The organism is Actinomadura sp. GC306, from assembly GCF_004348665.1.
Lineage (GTDB): Bacteria > Actinomycetota > Actinomycetes > Streptosporangiales > Streptosporangiaceae > Spirillospora.
On the sequence record NZ_SMKM01000114.1, the window covers coordinates 1 to 18,960 of the forward strand.

An 18,960-nucleotide genomic window follows, 5' to 3' on the forward strand; every position below is an offset into this window, starting at 1 on the left:
GTGCTCGGGGGCGGGCTGGCGCTGCTGGGGGTCCCGGCGCTGGTGCTGCCGCTCTCGGGGTCGCCGGCCCTGATCCTGGCGGCCTGCGCGGTGCGGGGCGCCGGGTTCGCGGTCGCGGTGGTGCTCGGCGCGGCCTTGGTGGCCTCGGTCGTCCCGCCCGAGCGGCGCGGCGAGGGGCTGGGCGTCTACGGGATCGCCTGCGGGATACCTGCCATGGTCGCGCTGCCGATGGGCCTGTGGCTGAGCGACGCGGCCGGCTACGCGCCGGTGTTCGTCCTGGCCGGCGCGTCGGCGCTGGCCGGGCTGGCGGCGGTGCGGGAGCTGCCGGGCCGGCGGCCCGCTCCCGAGCCGCCCCTCGGGATCGTCGCGGCCGTCCGCAGGCGCGACCTGCTCGTCCCCGCGCTGCTGTTCGGCGCGACGGCGGCGGCGACCGGGATCACCGCGACCTTCCTGCCGCTGGCGGCCGGCGGCGCCGCGGCCTGGGCGCTGCTGGCGCAGGGCCTCACGACCACGTCGGTCCGCTGGTGGGCCGGCCGCGCCGGGGACCGCCACGGGGCCGCGCGGCAGCTCGTCCCGGGCCTGGTGGTCTCCGCCGGCGGCATCGCGGTCCTGGCCCTGGTGCCCAGCCCCGCCGCGGCGCTGGCCGGGATGGTGGTGTTCGGCGCCGGGTTCGGCCTGGCCGGCAACGCCAGCATGGTCGTGATGCTCGACCGCGTCCCCGCCGCGTCCTACGGGACCGTCAGCGCCCTCTGGAACATCGCCTACGACGCCGGCATCGGCCTCGGCGCGGCCGGCTTCGGCCTCCTCGCCGTCCGCACCGGCTACCCGGCCGCCTTCGGGCTGGCGGCCGCGCTCATGCTGCTGCCCCTCGTCGCCGGGACGGGCGCGCTCACCCGGCCCGCCTCCCCCGCCCGCTCCGCGGCAGCCGCCGCATCCGCCTGATCACACCGAGATCCACACCGAGAAGGGAAACGACCATGAGGAAGATCATCGTCTCCGAGTTCATGACCCTGGACGGCGTCATCGAGAAGCCCGGCGAGCTGGGCTGGGCCTTCCGCTTCGACCGCGGCGAGGAGGGCAACGCGGTCAAGGCGGACGAGGTCCGCTCCGCGGGAGCGCTGCTGCTCGGGCGGACGACCTACGAGGGCTTCGCGCAGGCGTGGCCCGGCCAGACCGGGGAGTTCGCCGACACGATGAACACGATGCCGAAGTACGTCGTCTCCAGCACCCTGCACGACCCCGCGTGGGAGAACACGACCGTCATCTCCGTGGACGACGTCGCCGCGCTGAAGCGGGAGCCGGGCGGGGACATCCTGGTCAACGGCAGCGCCGAGCTCGTCCAGGAGCTGGCGGCCCGCGGCCTGGTGGACGAGTACCGGCTGATGGTCTACCCGGTCCTGCTCGGCGGCGGCCGCCGGCTGTTCCGCGACGGCGCCGAGGACGCGGCGCTGGCGCTGGTGGAGGCCAGGCCGGTCGGGGACGACGGGGTCGTGCTGCTCACCTACCGGCCCCGGCACCGCACGGCGACCTCGGCGGACGGGACGCCCATCGCCTACGACCGCACCGGCGCGGGGCCCGCGGTCGTCCTCGTCCAGGGCGCGTTCTCGACGCGCGACGACCCGACCATGACCGGGATCGCGGACACGCTGGCGTCCCGGTTCACCGTCTACAACTACGACCGGCGCGGCCGCGGCGGCAGCGGCGACGTCGCGCCGTACGCCGTCCAGCGCGAGATCGACGACCTGACCGCGGTGATCGAGGCGGCCGGCGGGCGGGCGATGGTGTTCGGCGGGTCCTCCGGCGGCGCGCTGGCGCTGGAGGCGGCCGCCGCGGGCGCCCCCATCACGCGGCTGGCCGTCTTCGAGCCCCCGTACGTCACCGCGCCCGGCCACACGCTGCCCTCGCAGGAGGAGCTCGCGGACCTCGCCGGGCAGGGGCGGCGCGGCGACGCGGTCGAGCTGTTCCTGACCCGGGGCGCCGAGATGCCGGCCGAGGCGGTGGCGGGCATGAAGGCCCAGCCCTTCTGGCCGCAGATCGAGGCGGTCGCGCACACCCTCGCCTACGAGGCGGCGGTCGTGGGCGAGGGGCCGGTCCCCGAGCGGGTGGCCGCGGTCTCCGTCCCGACGCTGGTCCTGGCGGGCTCGGAGAGCTCCGGCCGGATGCGGGACGCGGCGCAGGCCGTCGCCCGGCGGGTCCCGGACGCCCGGCTGGAATGGCTGGAGGGGCAGGCGCACGGCCAGGCCGACCCGGAGGCGATCGGGCTGGCGCTGGAGAAGTTCTTCGCCTGACGGCCCCGCCCGCGAACAGCGCGCCTCCCCCGGGAGGTGCGCTATTCGCGTTCCAGGAGCCCGGCCATCTCGGCGCGGCCCTCGCCGGCGCGGTCCGGCAGGAGCAGCAGGGTCGCCGCCCGCTCGAAGCGGGCGCCGAGCCGCTCCCACGCTTCGGCGGAGGCGGCCAGCTCACCGGCGTCGCCGTGCAGGCGTCCCCGGGCACGGGCCAGGCACGCCGCGCCCCACGCGTTCTCCGCCGCCGCGTCCTCGGCCGCGGCGACCCGCGCCGCCGCGTCCGGTAGGCCCGCCAGGACGGCCAGTTCCGCACCGGCCGGGCGCGCGTACCCGGCGTAGAGCGGGTTCACCGAGTCGGCGAAGAGCCCGCCGACCAGCTCCGCGGCGCCGTCGAGGCGGCCGCCGTGCACGGCCACGAGCGCGTCGGCGGCGCCGGCCAGCGCCGACAGGTCGAACACCTGCCCGGTCGCCGCGTCCGGCACCCGGGCGCGCCACTCCCGGTACCCCGCGCGGTCGCCGCGCAGGCCGTGCACGAGCGCGGGCCCGACCGCGGCCGGCAGCATCATCCCGCTGCCGGGCCGGCCGGCCCGCAGCCAGCTCTCCCACGCCTCGCCGGCGTACCGCAGCGCCTCGCCGAACTCCCCGCTCAGGGCCAGCGGCACGATGACGGTGTTGGACGACAGGTAGTACTGGTCCTGGAGCAGGTCGTCGGCGAGCGCCTCCCGCGCGACGGCCAGCGCGCCCGGCAGGTCGCCCGCCGCGGTCGCGCAGTTCACCGCCACGTGCACGATGTCGACGATCTCGGCGGCGCAGCCCGGGTCGTCGCCGGGCAGCGCGGCCAGCAGGTCCAGCCGCTCGCGGGCGGTCCGGTGCGCCGCGCGCAGCCGGCCCGCGCGCAGCGCCGCGCTGACCACCGCGTCGAGGCCCGCGCTGACCAGGACCGGGTCGCCCACCGCGCGGGCCGCCGCGACGGCCCGCTCCGCGAGGCCCGGATCGGCGCTGTAGGGCTCGGGTGAGGCCGTCCACGCGCGGGCGGCGGCGAGCCACGCCGCGACGACCGGGTCGCCCGGGTCCCCGGCGGCCTCCGCGCGCGCCACCAGGCACAGCAGGTCGGCGTGCGGGACCGTGTACCAGCCGGGGTTGCGGGCGGTGGTGACGACCGCCGTGGCCAGCAGGACCGCCTCGGCGGCGCCGTCCCCGCCGTCGCGCGCCCGCTCCGCCGCCGCGCACAGCAGTTCGAAGTGCCGGTGGCCGCCGGTCGGCATGACGTGCGTGCAGTCGGCCGCGCTCTTCAGGTCCCTGGACGCCTCCGCGGGCGAGCCCGCCCGCTCGGCCGCCTCCCGGAAGTGGCCGTACGCCTCGCGCGTGAACCGGCGCGCGTACGCCAGCCGGCCGAGGGACCGCGCCAGGCCGTGCGCCACCTCCCCCGCGTCCGCGGGCGCGGCGGCCAGCGCGGCGCGCAGGTCGTCCGCGACGGCGTCGAAGCCGCCGGGGGCGGGGGCGTCCGCGAGCTCGGCGGCGGTCCCGGCCGCCCACGCGAGATGCAGGCTGCGCAGGTCGGCCTCCTCACCGGCGAGCGCGAGCCGTTCCGCGGCGAAGGCCCGGACCGTCTCCAGCAGCCGCCAGCGGCCCGGCCCCGCCTTGCCGGCCATGTTCTTCTCGGCGAGCCGGCCCAGCACGTCGGCCGCCGCGCCCGCCGGCGTCCCCGGGGTCACCGCGAGGACCGCGGCCAGGTCGAAGGCGCCCGCGAACACCGCCAGCCGGCGGAACAGGGCGCGCTCCTCCTCGTCGAGGAGGTCGTGGCTCCAGGCCAGGACGGCGCGCAGCGAATGGTGCCGTTCGTCGGCCCCCCGCCCGCCGGTGAGGAGGCGCAGCCGGTCCGCCAGGACGGCCAGCACCCCGGACGCGCCCAGCGCCGCGCAGCGCGCCGCGGCCAGCTCGATCGCGAGCGGCATGCCGTCCAGGCGGGCGCAGATCTCCGCGACGGCGGCGGGGTCGGCGCCGAACGCGGGGTCGGCGGCCAGCGCCCGGTCGGTGAACAGCGCCTCGGCGTGCGAGGCGAGCGGCAGCGGCCCCACCCGGACGATCCGCTCCCCCGGGATGCCGAGCCGCTCCCGGCTGGTGGCGAGGATCCGGGTGCCGGGGCAGGCCGCCAGGATCCGGTCCGCGAACCGCGCCGCCTCGTCCAGCAGGTGCTCGCAGTTGTCCAGCACCACCAGCGCGCGGCCCCGGCCCAGCCGGTCGGTGATCACCGTGCGCAGCTCGGACTGCGGGCGCTCGGCGACGCCCAGCGCGGCCGCGACGGCGTGCTCGACGAAGCCGTCCCGCACCGGCACCAGGTCGACGAACACGCCGCCGTGCCGGGACGCGGCCGCCGCCACCGCGGCCAGCCGGGACTTGCCGGCTCCGCCGGAGCCGAGGAGCGTCACCAGCCGGGCCTGGGCGGCGGCGGCCTCGATCTCCGCCAGCTCCGCCTCCCGGCCGACGAACGAGGTGTGCGCGGCGGGGACTCCGGCCACCGTCCCGCGCCCGGCCCGCCCCCCGGCCGTGCCCGGGCCGTCCTGCCCGCCGGGCCCGCCGGGCCCGTCCTGCTCGGCCGCGAGGATGGCCAGCTCGCGCCGGTTCGCCGCCCCGTACTTGCGCAGCAGGGACGACACGTGGCTCTCGACCGTCCGGACCGAGATGTGCAGCCGGCTCGCGATCTGCGTGTTCGTCAGGTGCCGGCCCACGGCCGACAGCACCTCGGCCTCGCGCTCGGAGACTTCCACGGGCTGCATCCGCCCATCGTGCCGCACCGGTGCGGCACGCCGCGACGGAACACCTTTTTGTTCACCGAATGCGCGTTCCCGCGCCGGCGGCCGCCCGTCCCGCTCACCGGGAGCGCATTTCCGCTGGTGGGGAAAGTGCCGCTCGGGAAAGCCGCCCGCCTTCCCTGTTCCGCATATAGCATCCAAGATCGCGGTCGCCGAGAACGCGCCGTTCCATCGGACTCGTCGAGAGGAAAGCCAACGATGACCCAGACGTCACCACCACCGCGGCAGGACGCCGAGGGCTCGCGCGAGGTCGACGCGGTTGTGGTGGGTGCTGGACTGTCCGGCCTCTACATGCTCTACAAGCTGCGCGGCCTCGGCCTGTCCGTGCAGGTCTACGAGAAGGGCGGCGACGTCGGCGGCACGTGGTTCTGGAACCGCTATCCCGGGGCGCGCGTCGACGTGAAGAGCCTCGATTACGCCTACTCCTTCGACTCCGCGCTGGAGCAGGAATGGGAGTGGACGGAGAAGTACCCGGCGCAGGAAGAGCTGCTGCGGTACATCCGGCACGTCGCCGACCGGTTCGGCCTGCGTCCGCACATCCGGCTCCGGACGGCGGTCACCGGGGCCGCGTTCGACGAGGGCACCGGGCGCTGGGACGTCCGCACCGACGGCGGCGACCGCGTGTCGGCCCAGTACCTGATCATGGCGACCGGCTGCCTGTCCACGCCGCGGCTGCCGGACGTGCCGGGCCTGGAGTCCTTCCGCGGCGACTGGTACCACACCGCGAACTGGCCGGAGGAGGGCGCGGACTTCACCGGGAAGCGCGTCGCGGTGGTCGGGACGGCGTCCTCGGGCGTGCAGATCATCCCGGTCATCGCCGAGCAGGCCGCGGAATTGACGGTGTTCCAGCGCACGCCGAATTTCGTGATACCGGCCAACAATCATCCGCTCGACCCCGAAACGCAGCGGGCGGTGAAGGCGCGGTACGCCGAGGTGCGCAAGGCGAACCGCGAATCCGGTTTCGGAGTCGCGTTCCCCGAGGCGACCAAAGGCGCGATGGAAGTGCCGGACGAGGCGCGCGACGCCTACTACCGGAAAGTCTGGTACGACAAGGACAACAGCCTCGTCAGCCTGCTGAGCGGCTACAACGACCTGATTATCAGCAAGGAGTCCAACGACACCATCGCGCAGTTCGTCCGCGACCGGATCGCCGAGGTCGTCAACGACCCGGAGATCGCGGCGGAACTGCAGCCCACGGACCATCCGCTGGGGGCCAAGCGCCCCTGCCTGGGCACGAATTACTACGAGACCTTCAACCTGGCGCACGTCCGTCTCGTGAACGCCCGCAAGACGCCGCTTGTCGAGATCACCCCCACCGGCCTGCGCACGTCGGAGGAGGAGTTCGCGTTCGACGCGGTGGTGTTCGCGACCGGGTTCGACGCGATCACCGGCGCGCTCACGGCGGTCGACATCCGCGGGCGCGGCGGTGTCCGGCTCTCCGAGAAGTGGGCGGAGGGCCCGCGCACCTATCTGGGGCTCGCCGTGGCCGGGTTCCCGAACCTGTTCACCATCACCGGCCCCGGCAGCCCGTCCGTCCTGTCCAACATGATGGTCTCCATCGAGCAGCACGTGGAGTGGGTCGGCGACGCGATCGCCGCGGTGCGGTCGCGGGGCGAGCGGACGATCGAGGCCACGGCCGAGGCCGAGGACGCCTGGACGCAGCACGTCGCCGAGGTCGCCCAGGCCACGCTCTACCCGGCCGCCGAGTCCTGGTACCTGGGCGCGAACGTGCCGGGCAAGCCGCGGGTGTTCCTGCCCTATCCCGCCGGTGTCGGCGTGTACCGGCAGACGTGCGACGAGGTCGCCGCCGCCGGCTACCGGGGATTCCGGCTGGCCGGCTGACGCTCCCGGCCGCCGCCCCCCCGCCGCCGTACCCCGGCGGCGGGGGCGTCCGCCTTCCCGGCCGGCCGCCGCCGTTGGGCCTGGTCGTAGGCATGTGGGCCTTGTTAAAGGTATGACCTTGGGGGCACCGTGTCCGTACGCGGCCCGGTCCGGCCGGGCGGAGAGGCGGCGGAGGCGCCCGTGGAAGCCATCGATCCCCAGTACGGCACCCTCACCCTGCTGCTGATCGCGGCGGGCGCCGTGGCGCTGCTGCTCTTCCTGATCATGAAGCTGAAGCTGCACGCCTTCATCTCCCTGGTCCTGGTGAGCCTGCTCACGGCCGTCGCCGTCGGGTTCCCGCCCGGCGACATCCCCGACGTGCTGATGTACGGCTTCGCCGACACGATCGGCTCGGTGGCCCTGCTGGTCGCGTTCGGCGTGATGCTCGGCCGGCTGCTGGAGGTGACCGGCGGCGCGCAGACGCTCGCGGACACGCTCATCAACCGGTTCGGCGAGAAGCGGGCCCCGCTGGCGCTCGGCGTCGCGTCCCTGCTCTTCGGGTTCCCGATCTTCTTCGACGCGGGGCTCGTCGTCTTCGTCCCGATCATCCTCACCGTGGCGCGGCGCTTCGGCGGGTCCGTGCTCTACTACGCGCTGCCCGCGGCGGGCGCGTTCGCCGCCATGCACGCGGTCGTCCCGCCGCACCCCGGGCCCGTCGCCGCCGCGAACCTGATCGGCGCCAACGTCGGGCTCACGCTGCTCATCGGCGTCCCGATCGCGGTGGCGGCCTGGTACGTCGGCGTCATGCTGGTCTCCCGCGTCCTCGCCGCGCGGATCGACGTCTCGGTACCGGACGTGGTCTTCGGCGAGGTGCAGCAGGGCGTGAACGCCGAGGAGGCCGACTGGCGGCGGCCGTCGTTCGGCACGGTCCTCCTGCTGCTGCTGATCCCGCTGGTGCTGATCTCCTTCAACACCGTCCTCTCGACGCTCGTCGATTCCGGCGTGCTCGCGGAGGGGCAGGACTGGGTCGAGTACCTCAGCCTGCTCGGCATCACCCCGGTGGCCCTGCTGATCACGGTGCTGGCCGCGATCGTGCTGCTCGGCCGGCCCAACGCGCCGCTGGCCACCGTCAGCAGGATCGTCGACCAGGCCCTCGGCCCGGTCTGCGCCATCATCCTGATCACCGGCGCGGGCGGCATGTTCGGCGGGGTGCTGGAGCTCAGCGGCATCGGCGACGCGCTGAGCGGGAGCCTGTCCGACCTCGGCATCTCGCTGATCCTGCAGGCGTTCATCATCGCGACGCTGCTGCGCGTCGCGCAGGGCTCCGCCACCGTGGCGCTGACCACGACCGGCGGCCTGATCGCGGGGGCGGTCGCCGAGGCGGGGCTGAGCGACGTCAAGCTGACCCTGCTGGTGGTCGCCATCGCGGCGGGCGCCACCGTGCTCTCCCACGTCAACGACTCGGGCTTCTGGCTGGTGAGCCGGCTGTTCGGGGTGGACGAGAAGACGACGCTGAAGACCTGGACCGTCATCGAGACGACCCTCGGGCTCTCGGTGTTCGCGATCGCCTGCCTGCTGTGGGTCGTCACCTGACCGCGGCCGGGTCAGCCCGGTGCGGCGCCGTCCGCCGGCCGGCCCGTCTCGTCGGCGACCTCGACGCAGATGGCCGTCATCGCGGCCCTGGCGATCTCGGCCTCCCGCCCGGCGACGGCCTCGGCCATCACGAGGTGGAGCCGGCACGCCTCGCGCTTGGGCCGCGGCGGCATCAGCCGGTGCTGCGCGCGCCCGCGCAGGACCTCCTGGTGCAGAGTCGGCATGGCCGCCGGCGTACCCGCGAACGGAGAATTGCATGATCACGAGCGTCCACGTCGTGGTGATGGGGGTGTCCGGCTGCGGCAAGAGCACGATCGCCCGGCACCTCCGGGACGAGTTCGGGCTGCTGATGGCGGAGGCCGACGACTTCCACCCGCCCGGGAACATCGCGAAGATGGCCGGCGGCGAACCGCTGACCGACGATGACAGGTGGCCGTGGCTGGAGGCACTCGCCGAATGGACGGCCGGGAGAAAGGCGGCCGGGACGTCCACGGTCCTCGCCTGCTCGGCGCTCAAGCGCTCCTACCGCGACGTCCTGCGCCGCCCCGCGCCCGGCACGTACTTCCTCCACCTGCACGGCCCGGAAGAACTGCTGGACCGGCGGATGCGGGCCCGCGACCACTTCATGCCGCCCGCCCTGCTGCGCTCCCAGTTCGAGACCCTGGAACCGCTCCGGCCGGACGAGCACGGCACCCTGCTGGACGTCTCACCACCGGCCGGCGAGGTGGCCCGCCAGGCCGCGACCCTCATCCGTCCCCTCGTCCCGGCGGACCCCGGCGACGAACGGGACTGACCTGCCCACGGGCACCTTCAGGGCATGTCCTTCCGCCGCCGCTTCGGCCCGCCCCTGGCCGGCTCGACACCGCGTTCGCGGATCCGGCGGCGGATGTACCCGGCGGTGAACGGCGCCTCCGCGGCGAGCTCGTCCGCCGTGCTGCCGGCGTGGGCGGCCTCCGCGTAGGCGTCGAACAGTGCCTCCTTGGCGGCCTCCGCCTGCTCCGCGAGGTCGCGGTAACGGGTGGTGGCGAGCTTGACCTTGGCCTCGGCTTCATCTGGACCCATGCGACACCAAGTACCGGAACAGGGTCGCGCGAAACATCGCCGCGGCGTTCCCGCACTGCGGGCCCGGGGTGTTCGCCGGGCGCGGTCGGCGAACACCCCGGGCGTCTCTGCGGGTCTGTCGCTACCGGACGGGGAGGCCGGTGACGGTGCGGCCGATGACGAGGCGCTGGATCTCGCTGGTGCCCTCGAAGATCGTGAAGATCTTGGCGTCGCGGTGCATGCGCTCCACCGGGTACTCGCGGGTATAGCCGTTGCCGCCGAGGATCTGGATGGCCTCCTCGGTGACGTTCACCGCCATCTCGCTCGCCATCAGCTTGGCCATCGAGCCCTCGGCGTTCTCGAAGTCCTTGCCGGTGCGGGCCATCCAGGCGGCCCGCCACACCATGAGGCGGGCGGCGTCCACCCGGCACTTCATGTCGGCGAGCTTGAAGGCGATCGCCTGGAAGTCGCCGATCTTGCGGCCGAACTGCTCGCGCTCGCGCGCGTACTGCAGGGCGTAGTCGTAGGCGGCGCGGCCGACGCCGATGGCCATCGCGCCGACCGACGGGCGGGTGGTCTCGAACGTCTTCAGCGCGGCCTGGCCCTTGGAGCTCTTGCCCTCACGGGCTCGGGCGATGCGCTCGTCGAAGCGGTCCTTGCCGCCGACGATCAGGCCGCCGGGGACGCGCACGTCCTCCAGGATCACCTCGGCGGTGTGCGAGGCGCGGATGCCGTGCTTCTTGAACTTCTGGCCCTGCCGCAGGCCCGGCGTGCCCGGCGGGACGATGAAGGTGCCCTGGCCGCGGCTGCCGAGCTCGGGGTGCACCGACGCCACGATGACGTGGACGTCGGCGATGCCGCCGTTGGTGGCCCACGTCTTGGTGCCGTTGAGGACCCACTCGTCCTTGGCCTCGTCGTAGACGGCGCGGGCGCGGATGGCGCCGACGTCGCTGCCCGCGTCGGGCTCGGAGGCGCAGAACGCGCCGAGCTTGACGTCGTCGGGGGTGCCGAACATCTGCGGCACCCACTCGGCGACCTGCTCCGGGGTGCCGACGGCGGCGACGGACGCCGCGGCGAGGCCGGTCCCGACGATGGAGAGGCCGATGCCGGCGTCGCCCCAGAAGATCTCCTCGAAGGCAACCGGGATGCCGAGGCCGGTCGGCTCCAGCCACTGCGTGGCGAAGAAGTCGAGCGAGTACAGGCCGACCTTGGACGCCTCCTGGATCAGCGGCCAGGGGGTCTCCTCGCGTTCGTCCCACTCCTCGGCCGCGGGACGGATGACGTCCCGGGCGAACTCGTGCACCCAGTCCCTGACCTCGCGAACGTCCTCACTGGGCTCCAGCGAGAACGGCGCCGACTCCGCGCTCGTCATAGTTAATAGACCCTCTCTCCAATATCCCTGTTACCCACGGTAGCACCATCTGGGTTACCAGGGGTAACACGGTGGGCCGAGTCACAGGATTCTCAGCCGCGCCCGGGTGAGAACGAGCGAGCCGCCGCGTAGCCGGGTACCTCGGCCATCGGGGGCCGCTCCCCCACCGCGACGTCGACGGTGCGGGCGTCGTGCCCGTCCGGGCCGCGGCGGAAGCGGGTCAGCGCGGTCGCCGGCGCCTCCAGCGGCATCATCCGGCCGTGCCGCTCCAGCCGCGACCAGGCGGTCAGCATGATCTGCCCCGACATCGCGCCGAGGGCCTCGGTCGACTGGTGCGCGTGGACCCGGCGGCCCAGGTCGACCTGCGCGATCGCGTCGAGGCCGGAGTCGTGGTAGACGTCCAGGAGCAGGCCGAGCTCCACGCCGTAGCCGGTGACGAACGGCAGCCGCTCCAGCAGCGCGCGGCGTCCGGCGTACTCCCCGCCGAGCGGCTGCATGACGCCGGCGAGCAGCGGCCAGTGCAGGTTGAGCAGGGGCCGTGCGACGAGCTCGGTCACCCGGCCGCCGCCGCCCTCGACGCGCCGGTCGCCCTCGACGAGCGGGCGGTCGTAGCAGCCCTTGACGTAGCCGACCGACGGGTCGGCCAGCAGCGGGCCGAGCAGCCCGGTCACGTAGGACGGGGTGAACTCGCGCAGGTCGGCGTCCACGAAGACGATCAGGTCGCCGGACGTCGCGGCCAGCGACTTCCACAGCGCCTCGCCCTTGCCGGACATGCGGCCCTCCTCCGGCAGGACGGCGTCCTGGACGACGACCTCGGCGCCCGCGGCGGCGGCCACGGCGGCGGTCCGGTCGCGGGACCGGGAGTCGACCACGACGAGCTCGTCCACCAGCGGCACCCGCTCGACCAGCTCGGTCCGGATCGCCGCCACGATGGCGCCGACCGTCGCCTCCTCGTCGCGCGCCGGCAGCACCACGCTGATCCTGGTGTCGCCCTTGGCGCCGAGCAGCAGCCGCGGCGGCCAGTCCTCCGCCGTGCTCGTGCGGCGGCGCAACCACGACGCGACCTCAGGCAGCACGCGCTCTCCCTCCCGTGCGGACCGTCCCGGGACCGGACGTCCCCTCACCTATCAGGAACGCCAGATCCTCCCAGATCATTCACCGCCGGGACGGGGGACGGCAGACCGGTCCGAAGAGTTAACGCCGGGACAACACGGGCGTCACTCGGCGGCGTGCCGGTCCAGGAAGGCGTAGACGTCCGCCTCGTCCACCCCGGGGAAGGCGCCGGGCGGCAGGACCGACAGGACGTGCGAGTGGGCGCGCGCGGACGGCCAGGCCATCCCCTCCCAGCGGTCCGACAGCGTCTTCGGGGGACGCTGGCAGCAGTCGCCGTCCGGGCAGGACGACCTGCACCGCCGGGTGGTCTCCCGGCCGCGGAACCAGCGCGAGTCCTCGAACCGGACGCCGAGCGTGATCGCGAAGTCGCGCTCGTGGCTGGGGTCTATGTGCGACAGGCACCAGTACGTGCCGCGCGGGGTGTCGGTGTACTGGTAGTAGACCGAGAAGCGGTCCTCGGCGCCGAACACGTGCCGCCCGGCCCACTCGCGGCACATCCGCTGGCCCTCGATCGCGCCGTCCTCGTCCTGGGGGAACGCGAGGCCGTCGTTGGCGTACGCCTTGTAGATCGTGCCGTTCTCGTCGTTCTTGGTGAAGTGGAGCTGCAGGTCGAGGTGGTGGGTCGCCATGTTGGTGAAGCGGTGCGCGGCCATCTCGTAGGAGACGGAGAACACGTCCGCCAAGTCCTCCACCGACAGCTCCCGCGCCGCCTTCGCCTCCTGCAGGAACGGGACGACGCTGCGCTCGGGCATCAGGATCGCGGCGCCGAAGTAGTTGGCCTCGACGCGCTGGCGCAGGAAGTCGGCGAAGTCGCGCGGCTGGTCGTGGTCGAGCGCGATGTGCCCGAGGGTCTGCAGCAGGATCGTCCGCGGGGTGTGCATGCCGAGCTGCTCGCGCTCCAGGTAGATCCGCCGGTTGCGCAGGTCGGTGACCGACCGCACCGAGCGCGGCAGGTCCTTGACGTAGCGGAGGCTGAAGCCGAAGTGGCCGACCAGCGTCATCAGCAGCCCCTGCGACACCGCGCCGCGCCGGTAGCCGACCGCGTCGAGGGTCTGGGCGGCGACGGCCTCGATGTCGGCGAAGTGGTTGCCGCGCTCGTGCATCTGGCGGCGCAGCTCGGCGTTGGCCTTGCGCGCCTCCTCGGGGCTCGCGGTCGGCTTGGTCCGGCTGCGCTTCAGCTCCCCGTACAGCGCGAGGATGTGCTCGATCACCTCGTTCGGCATCCGCTTGCCCACCTTCAGGTGGGACAGCCCGAGCGTCCGGTAGAGCGGGTCGCGCTGCGCCTCCTCCAGCTCGATCTCCAGCTGCGCGCGGCGGCTGGGCGGCTGGCGCCGCAGCAGCTCCTCCACCGGGCACTCCAGCGCGGTGGCGAGCGCCTGCAGCAGCGACAGCTTGGGCTCGCGGCGCCCGTTCTCCAGCAGCGAGAGCTGGGACGGGGCGCGGCCGACGCGCTCGCCGAGGTCGGCGAGCGTCAGCCCGCGGCCGCGCCGCAGATGGCGGAGCCGCTGCCCGAACGTCACGAGATCCACGTCACTCGTCAAGTTGAGGGGTTCTTCTGGCCGCAAGGTCGTCACGGGTTCATAGTAGCGGAAATTTCGCACTTCTTCTGTTACCCGCGAGTTCATTAAGGGCTTGCGAGCGGGGCATAGTCGGAGGCAAGCACCCAGGGGACGACACGGAAGGGCTGAGACGATGAGCGACAGTCGCCTCAAGGGCGCAGCCGATGAGCTGCAGCGTCAGTGGGAGACCGATTCCCGCTGGCAGGGGATCGAGCGGACCTACACGGCCGAGGACGTCGTGCGGATCCGCGGTTCGGTCCAGGAGGAGCACACCCTCGCGCGCCTCGGCGCCGAGCGGCTCTGGAAGCTCCTGCAGGAAGAGGACTACGTCCACTCGCTCGGCGCGCTGACCGGCCTGCAGGCCGTCCAGCAGGTGAAGGCCGGGCTCAAGGCCATCTACCTGTCCGGCTGGCAGGTCGCGGCGGACGCCAACCTGGCGGGCCAGACCTACCCGGACCAGAGCATCTACCCGGCGAACTCGGTCCCGGCCGTCGTGCGCCGCATCAACAACGCGCTCCTGCGCGCCGACCAGGTCCAGTGGGCCGAGGGCGAGGGCGACACCCACTTCCTCGCGCCGATCGTGGCGGACGCGGAGGCCGGCTTCGGCGGCGTGCTCAACGCCTTCGAGCTGATGAAGGGCATGATCGCGGCGGGTGCCGCGGGCGTGCACTGGGAGGACCAGCTCGCCTCCGAGAAGAAGTGCGGCCACCTCGGCGGCAAGGTCCTGATCCCGACCTCGCAGCACATCAAGACGCTCAACACCGCCCGCCTCGCCGCGGACATCTCCAATGTGCCGTCCCTGATCATCGCGCGGACCGACGCCGAGGCCGCGACCCTGATCACGACGGACGTGGACGAGCGCGACCGCGAGTTCATCACCGGCGAGCGCACCCCGGAGGGCTTCTACCGGGTCCGCAACGGCATCGAGCCCTGCATCGCCCGCGCCAAGGCCTACGCGCCGTACTCCGACCTCATCTGGATGGAGACCGGCACCCCGGACCTGGAGCAGGCCCGCAAGTTCGCCGAGGCGGTCAAGGCCGAGTACCCGGACCAGATGCTGGCCTACAACTGCTCGCCGTCCTTCAACTGGAAGGCGCACCTGGACGACGCGACCATCGCCAAGTTCCAGCGCGAGCTCGGCCACATGGGCTTCAAGTTCCAGTTCATCACGCTGGCCGGCTTCCACGCGCTCAACTACGGCATGTTCGACCTGGCGCACGGCTACGCCCGCGAGGGCATGACCGCCTACGTCGACCTGCAGGAGCGCGAGTTCGCGGCGGCCGAGAAGGGCTTCACCGCGGTCAAGCACCAGCGCGAGGCCGGCACCGGCTACTTCGACATGGTGAGCACGGCGATCAGCCCGGACTCGTCCACCACCGCCCTCAAGGGCTCGACGGAAGAGGGCCAGTTCCACTGAGCCGCCCGCTCACCGAATAGGTCCCATCCGGTCTGATCCCCCGGACCCCGGAGGCCCCCGCGTCCCTACACCCGCGGGGGCCTTCTGGCGTCCCCGGGCACCCGGGCCGGCGCGTACCGGTATCCCAAGCCGGTATCTCAAAGCCCGGGGCGGGGCGGCCCGGTCCTCGGCGCCGGCCGGCGTTCCATGGCGGAGTAGAAGTCCGCGCCGGCCGGCTCCTCGTCCCGGCGGGAGCTCCAGCGGCGCGGCGCCCACGCCGGCATCAGCAGCGCGAAGCCCATCATGGCGAACACGCCGGAGCCGAGCAGCATGCGGAGCCCGAAGTCCATGTCGCCGGCGGGCGGCACCTCGTCCGGGAGGGCGAGGGCGCGTTCGGGGTCGACCAGGAAGTAGGCGGACAGGCCCAGCAGGGTCAGCGCGGGGATCAGCGAGACCAGCGGCGACGCCCAGCGCGCCACGATGATCACGCCCGTCACGAGGCCCACGGCGGCGAGCAGGGCGAACGCGCCGTAGATGCGGGTGCGGTCGGTGATCTCCTGGCCGGTGCCGCTGAAGGACTGGCCGGCCTGGACGTATCCCCAGGCCGCGCCGTACACCAGCGCGGGTGTCAGCACGACGCCGAGGACGAAGCCGAACGCGTGGCGCACCGAGCATCACTTCCATTCGCATGCGCCCCACGGGCGCGGGTAGACCGGTAGCGCCTCAATCAGAACATGCATATCAGGCATATCGCAGTAAATCTCTACTGATAACCGGATGTAACGCCTTCCGGTAAACGGCGCGCGGGGGAAATCGGGGGCGCGGCGCGCGTGAACCTCGTCTCCGGGCACGGCGTCCTACATGCAAGATCGTTACGGGACGCGGGGGTATCCGGATGGTGCAATTACTCGACCGTGCGGTCGGCACGCGACCGCACCGGCCGGAGGAGAGCCGCACGACCCGCCTGGTGGACAGGCTCTGCGACGCCGCCGTCCTGCTCTTCGCGGCCTGGACCGCCGTCTATCACGCCGGCCTGCTGCTCCGCCTGCCGACCTGGGCGCTGCTGCTGGCGTGGCTCACCGCGGCCGGGGCGCTCGCCGGGGCCTGGGCGGCCGGCCGCACGTGGTGGGAGAGCGGCCCGCTCTGGCCGGAGCGGGTGCGGCCGGCCGTGCCCCGTCCCCCGCGCGCCCTCGTCGTGACCGCGGTGGCGGCGGGTGCCGTCGCGGGGACGTGCGCTGGTCTGCACCCGTCCGGAGTGCCGTGGTGGTGCACGTGGGTCGCCGGGATCGTCAGCGTCGCCGCCACCGGGGCCTGCCTCCTGCGCCGCACGCGCGGTGAGAACGGGAAAGAGAGCGGGGAACACGAAGACCGCACGGATCCGGACGAGGACGCCGCGTACGAGCCCACCCGCCGGGGAACGCCTCTCGCACTCCTCACCGGAGCCGGATTCGCCGTCGCCTCCCTGTTCGTCGTGAACACCGACGGCGACGACGCCTACTTCGTCTCCCGCTCGGTCGCGACCGCCGCCACCGGCGAGATCCCCCTCAAGGACGTCATCTTCACCCCCGGCACGGCCGACGAGATCGCGGGCGAGCCGCCGGTCGCCTCGGTCGAGGTCCTCGCCGGGGCGCTCGCGCGGGTCGCCGGCGTGCCCGCCCCGTCGTTCCTGTGGTACCTGATGCTGCCCGCGGCCGTCTTTCTCGCCGTCTGGGCGCTCTGGCGGCTGGTCCGGGCGTGGGCGCCGCGTCGCGCCGCGCTCTGCTTCGCCGTCGCGGCGGCGTACCTGCTGCTCAGCGGGACGGCCACGGCCTCGCTCGGCTCGTTCCACCTGCCGCGGATGTGGCAGGGCAAGGCGATGCTGGTCTCGGTGCTGGTGCCGCTGCTGCTCGTCTACCTGACCCGCTGGGCCGAGCGCCGCTCCCGGCGCGACCTCGCGCTGCTCGCCGCCGCCGGGATCACCGCGGTGGGGCTCACCTCGTCGGCCGCGTTCGTCGTGCCGCTCGTCGCGGGGGCCGCCGCCGTCGTGCTGATGGCCGCGGGCCGCGTCCGCACGGGCCTCGCCGCGTGCGCCGCCGCGGCCTACCCGGTCGCCGCGGGCCTCGCCGTCCTGCTGTTCAACGACGACACGAGCGTGGCCGGCCGGGTCCACGACGCCCCGTCCGCCTACGGGTGGGTCCTGCTGCACGGGGTGCTGGGCGTGCTCGCCGGGTGCGCGCTGTGGCTGTCGCCCTGGACCGCCCGCCGCGGCGTGCCCGCGCTGATCGCCGCCGGGACCGCGGCGGTGCTGACCGTCCTCGCCCTGCCCGGCGTGCTGGGCGCCGCCGCCGAGTTGTCGGGCGCGGGGCAGGTGCTCTGGCGGACGATGTGGATCGTGCCCGCGCCGGTGCTGATCGGGCTGCTGGCCACGGTGCGGGTCCCCGCCGCGCGGCCGGCCCTCGCCCGCCTCGCGGCCGCCGGCCCGGCCGCCGTGCTCGCCGCGGCGCTGGCCGTGGGCGGTGTCCCGGTGTGGTCGGCGTCCAACGGCTCGGCCGTGGCGGCGCGCCCCTCGTGGAAGGCCACGGGCAGGGCCGTCGGAACCGCGCGGGAGGTCGTGGCGCTCGCGGGGCCGGGCGGCCTGGTGCTGATGCCGTCCCGCGTGATGCGGACGGTGCCCCTGCTGACCACGGACACCCACGCCGTGAACCCCAACGGCCACTACCTGCGGAGCCTGCCCGTGCCGCGGCGGTTCGTCGACGACCGGCGGGTGCTGACCGCGGCCGTCCGCGACACCCGGGGCGCCAAGCCGGACGCCGCCGCGGTGAAGGCCGCGCTGGCGCGCACCGGCGTGGACGTGGCGTGCGCGTGGCGGCGCGACGAGCGCGGACTCGAACTGCTGCGGGACGCGGGATACGGCGACGCCCGGCGCATCGGCCCGCTGACGTGCCTGCTGCCCCCGAGCCGCTGACCTCCGGGTGCCCATTTCATGGCATTCCGTTTTGAATGCATTTCTACGGGCATCGGCGTTGCGTTCGATCCGGCGCATGTTGGAGGAGACAATGTCCACAGCGATATGGGTCGTCATCGCCGTAGTCGTCGTGGCCGCGCTTGTCGCGGTCGTGTTCGTCGCCCGGTCCCGGGCGCAGACGCAAAGGCTCAAGCGGCGGTTCGGCCCCGAATACGACCGGGCGGTGCGCAGCGCGGGTTCCCGCTCGGCCGCCGAGCGGGAGCTGCGCTCCCGTGAGCAGCGCCACGAGGAGCTGCAGCTGCAGGAGCTCGACCCCGCGCGGCGCGAGCAGTACCGCGAGCAGTGGGTCGGCGTCCAGGAGCGCTTCGTCGACACGCCGGAGGCGGCGGTGGAGCAGGCCAACGGCCTGGTCACCGTGGTGATGGGCGAGCGCGGCTACCCGACGCACGGCTTCGAGGAGAAGGTCGCCCACCTGTCGGTCGAGCACGGCCGGACGATGGACCGCTACCGCCGCGCCCACGCCATCAGCGGGCGGGCGGCGAACGGGGAGGCGTCCACCGAGGACCTGCGGCAGGCCATGCAGCACTACCGCGAGCTGTTCGAGGAGCTGCTGTCCGTCCCCGCCGGTGAGCGGCACGCCGATGCGGACCGCGCCCCCGGCACGGACCACGACGCCCGCACCGGCCACGACACCCGCACCGACCCGGCCCACACCGGCACCGGCACCGGCACCGGCACCGGCCACACCAACACCGGCCACACGAGCACGGGCCACCCGAACGGCCCCGCGACCGGAGCGGCCCCCGTGGCCGGCGAGGCGGGGCACGCGGCCGCCGCCGGGCCGGCGGGACGCCGCGACGACCAGGCACCGAGGAGCTGACCGATCCATGGAACACAGGCGACCCGACCACGCGACGCCGGGCGGCTCCGGCGGCCCCCTCGCCGGCGACCGCTCCCGGCCCGGCGGGACCACGCGCCCCGGCGGGACCGGTGATTCGCACGTCGCCGGGCCCCCGCCCGAAT

The 18,960-nt window shown here is 73.9% G+C and carries 15 protein-coding genes; 8 read left to right on the plus strand and 7 right to left on the minus strand.

The window, feature by feature from the left end; genetic code table 11:
- Both E1200_RS17495 and E1200_RS34845 read left to right on the plus strand, forming a co-directional pair.
- The coding region (locus E1200_RS17495) for an MFS transporter (protein WP_165950349.1) at window positions 1–942 on the plus strand (942 nt) is incomplete at its 5' end.
- 35 nt (window positions 943–977) lie between these two features.
- Window positions 978–2,288 carry an alpha/beta fold hydrolase gene (locus E1200_RS34845; protein WP_131953104.1) on the plus strand — a complete coding sequence of 437 codons (1,311 nt, stop codon included), beginning with the start codon at window positions 978–980 and terminating at the stop codon, window positions 2,286–2,288.
- A gap of 41 nt (window positions 2,289–2,329) precedes the next feature.
- Here the strand turns inward: E1200_RS34845 and E1200_RS17505 are convergent, their stop codons facing one another.
- Window positions 2,330–5,062, minus strand: coding sequence for a LuxR C-terminal-related transcriptional regulator (locus E1200_RS17505; protein ID WP_131953105.1), 2,733 nt, complete (start codon window positions 5,060–5,062; stop codon window positions 2,330–2,332).
- Window positions 5,063–5,296: 234 nt separating this feature from the next.
- Here E1200_RS17505 and E1200_RS17510 point away from each other — a divergent pair, with 234 nt between their 5' ends.
- Window positions 5,297–6,940 carry an NAD(P)/FAD-dependent oxidoreductase gene (locus E1200_RS17510; RefSeq protein WP_131953106.1) on the plus strand — a complete coding sequence of 548 codons (1,644 nt, stop codon included), beginning with the start codon at window positions 5,297–5,299 and terminating at the stop codon, window positions 6,938–6,940.
- A 180-nt stretch (window positions 6,941–7,120) separates the two neighbouring features.
- Complete coding sequence (locus E1200_RS17515) at window positions 7,121–8,512, plus strand: GntP family permease (RefSeq protein ID WP_131953107.1); 1,392 nt, start codon at window positions 7,121–7,123, stop codon at window positions 8,510–8,512.
- Window positions 8,513–8,523: 11 nt separating this feature from the next.
- Here the strand turns inward: E1200_RS17515 and E1200_RS17520 are convergent, their stop codons facing one another.
- Window positions 8,524–8,736 (minus strand): hypothetical protein, encoded by a 213-nt coding sequence (locus E1200_RS17520; protein ID WP_131953108.1) that lies wholly within the window; start codon window positions 8,734–8,736, stop codon window positions 8,524–8,526.
- A 32-nt stretch (window positions 8,737–8,768) separates the two neighbouring features.
- On the opposite strand from E1200_RS17520, the gene E1200_RS17525 reads away from it, so the two are divergent.
- A complete protein-coding gene (locus E1200_RS17525) occupies window positions 8,769–9,305 on the plus strand; it encodes a gluconokinase (RefSeq protein ID WP_131953109.1) in 537 nt (178 codons plus the stop codon).
- Between the two features lie 17 nt (window positions 9,306–9,322).
- On the opposite strand, the gene E1200_RS17530 is transcribed toward E1200_RS17525, so the two are convergent.
- The 4 genes from E1200_RS17530 to E1200_RS17545 all read right to left on the minus strand — a co-directional run bounded on the left by E1200_RS17530 (window position 9,323) and on the right by E1200_RS17545 (window position 13,579).
- Window positions 9,323–9,574, minus strand: coding sequence for a hypothetical protein (locus E1200_RS17530; protein WP_131953110.1), 252 nt, complete (start codon window positions 9,572–9,574; stop codon window positions 9,323–9,325).
- A gap of 121 nt (window positions 9,575–9,695) precedes the next feature.
- On the minus strand, window positions 9,696–10,925 hold the full coding sequence (locus tag E1200_RS17535) for an acyl-CoA dehydrogenase family protein (protein ID WP_131953111.1): 1,230 nt from the start codon (window positions 10,923–10,925) through the stop codon (window positions 9,696–9,698).
- 92 nt (window positions 10,926–11,017) lie between these two features.
- Window positions 11,018–12,001 carry a glucosyl-3-phosphoglycerate synthase gene (locus E1200_RS17540; RefSeq protein WP_131953112.1) on the minus strand — a complete coding sequence of 328 codons (984 nt, stop codon included), beginning with the start codon at window positions 11,999–12,001 and terminating at the stop codon, window positions 11,018–11,020.
- Window positions 12,002–12,142: 141 nt separating this feature from the next.
- A complete protein-coding gene (locus E1200_RS17545; RefSeq protein ID WP_131953113.1) occupies window positions 12,143–13,579 on the minus strand; it encodes an XRE family transcriptional regulator in 1,437 nt (478 codons plus the stop codon).
- A gap of 151 nt (window positions 13,580–13,730) precedes the next feature.
- Between E1200_RS17545 and aceA the strand changes: the two genes are divergently transcribed.
- Window positions 13,731–15,014, plus strand: a complete 1,284-nt coding sequence (gene aceA / locus E1200_RS17550; protein ID WP_131953114.1) for an isocitrate lyase — start codon at window positions 13,731–13,733, stop codon at window positions 15,012–15,014.
- A gap of 137 nt (window positions 15,015–15,151) precedes the next feature.
- On the opposite strand, the gene E1200_RS17555 is transcribed toward aceA, so the two are convergent.
- Window positions 15,152–15,661, minus strand: a complete 510-nt coding sequence (locus E1200_RS17555; protein ID WP_207933396.1) for a hypothetical protein — start codon at window positions 15,659–15,661, stop codon at window positions 15,152–15,154.
- A 227-nt stretch (window positions 15,662–15,888) separates the two neighbouring features.
- Between E1200_RS17555 and E1200_RS17560 the strand changes: the two genes are divergently transcribed.
- Both E1200_RS17560 and E1200_RS17565 read left to right on the plus strand, forming a co-directional pair.
- Window positions 15,889–17,937, plus strand: coding sequence for a DUF6077 domain-containing protein (locus tag E1200_RS17560; RefSeq protein ID WP_131953115.1), 2,049 nt, complete (start codon window positions 15,889–15,891; stop codon window positions 17,935–17,937).
- Between the two features lie 91 nt (window positions 17,938–18,028).
- On the plus strand, window positions 18,029–18,817 hold the full coding sequence (locus tag E1200_RS17565; protein WP_207933397.1) for a hypothetical protein: 789 nt from the start codon (window positions 18,029–18,031) through the stop codon (window positions 18,815–18,817).
- Window positions 18,818–18,960 lie beyond the last annotated feature (143 nt).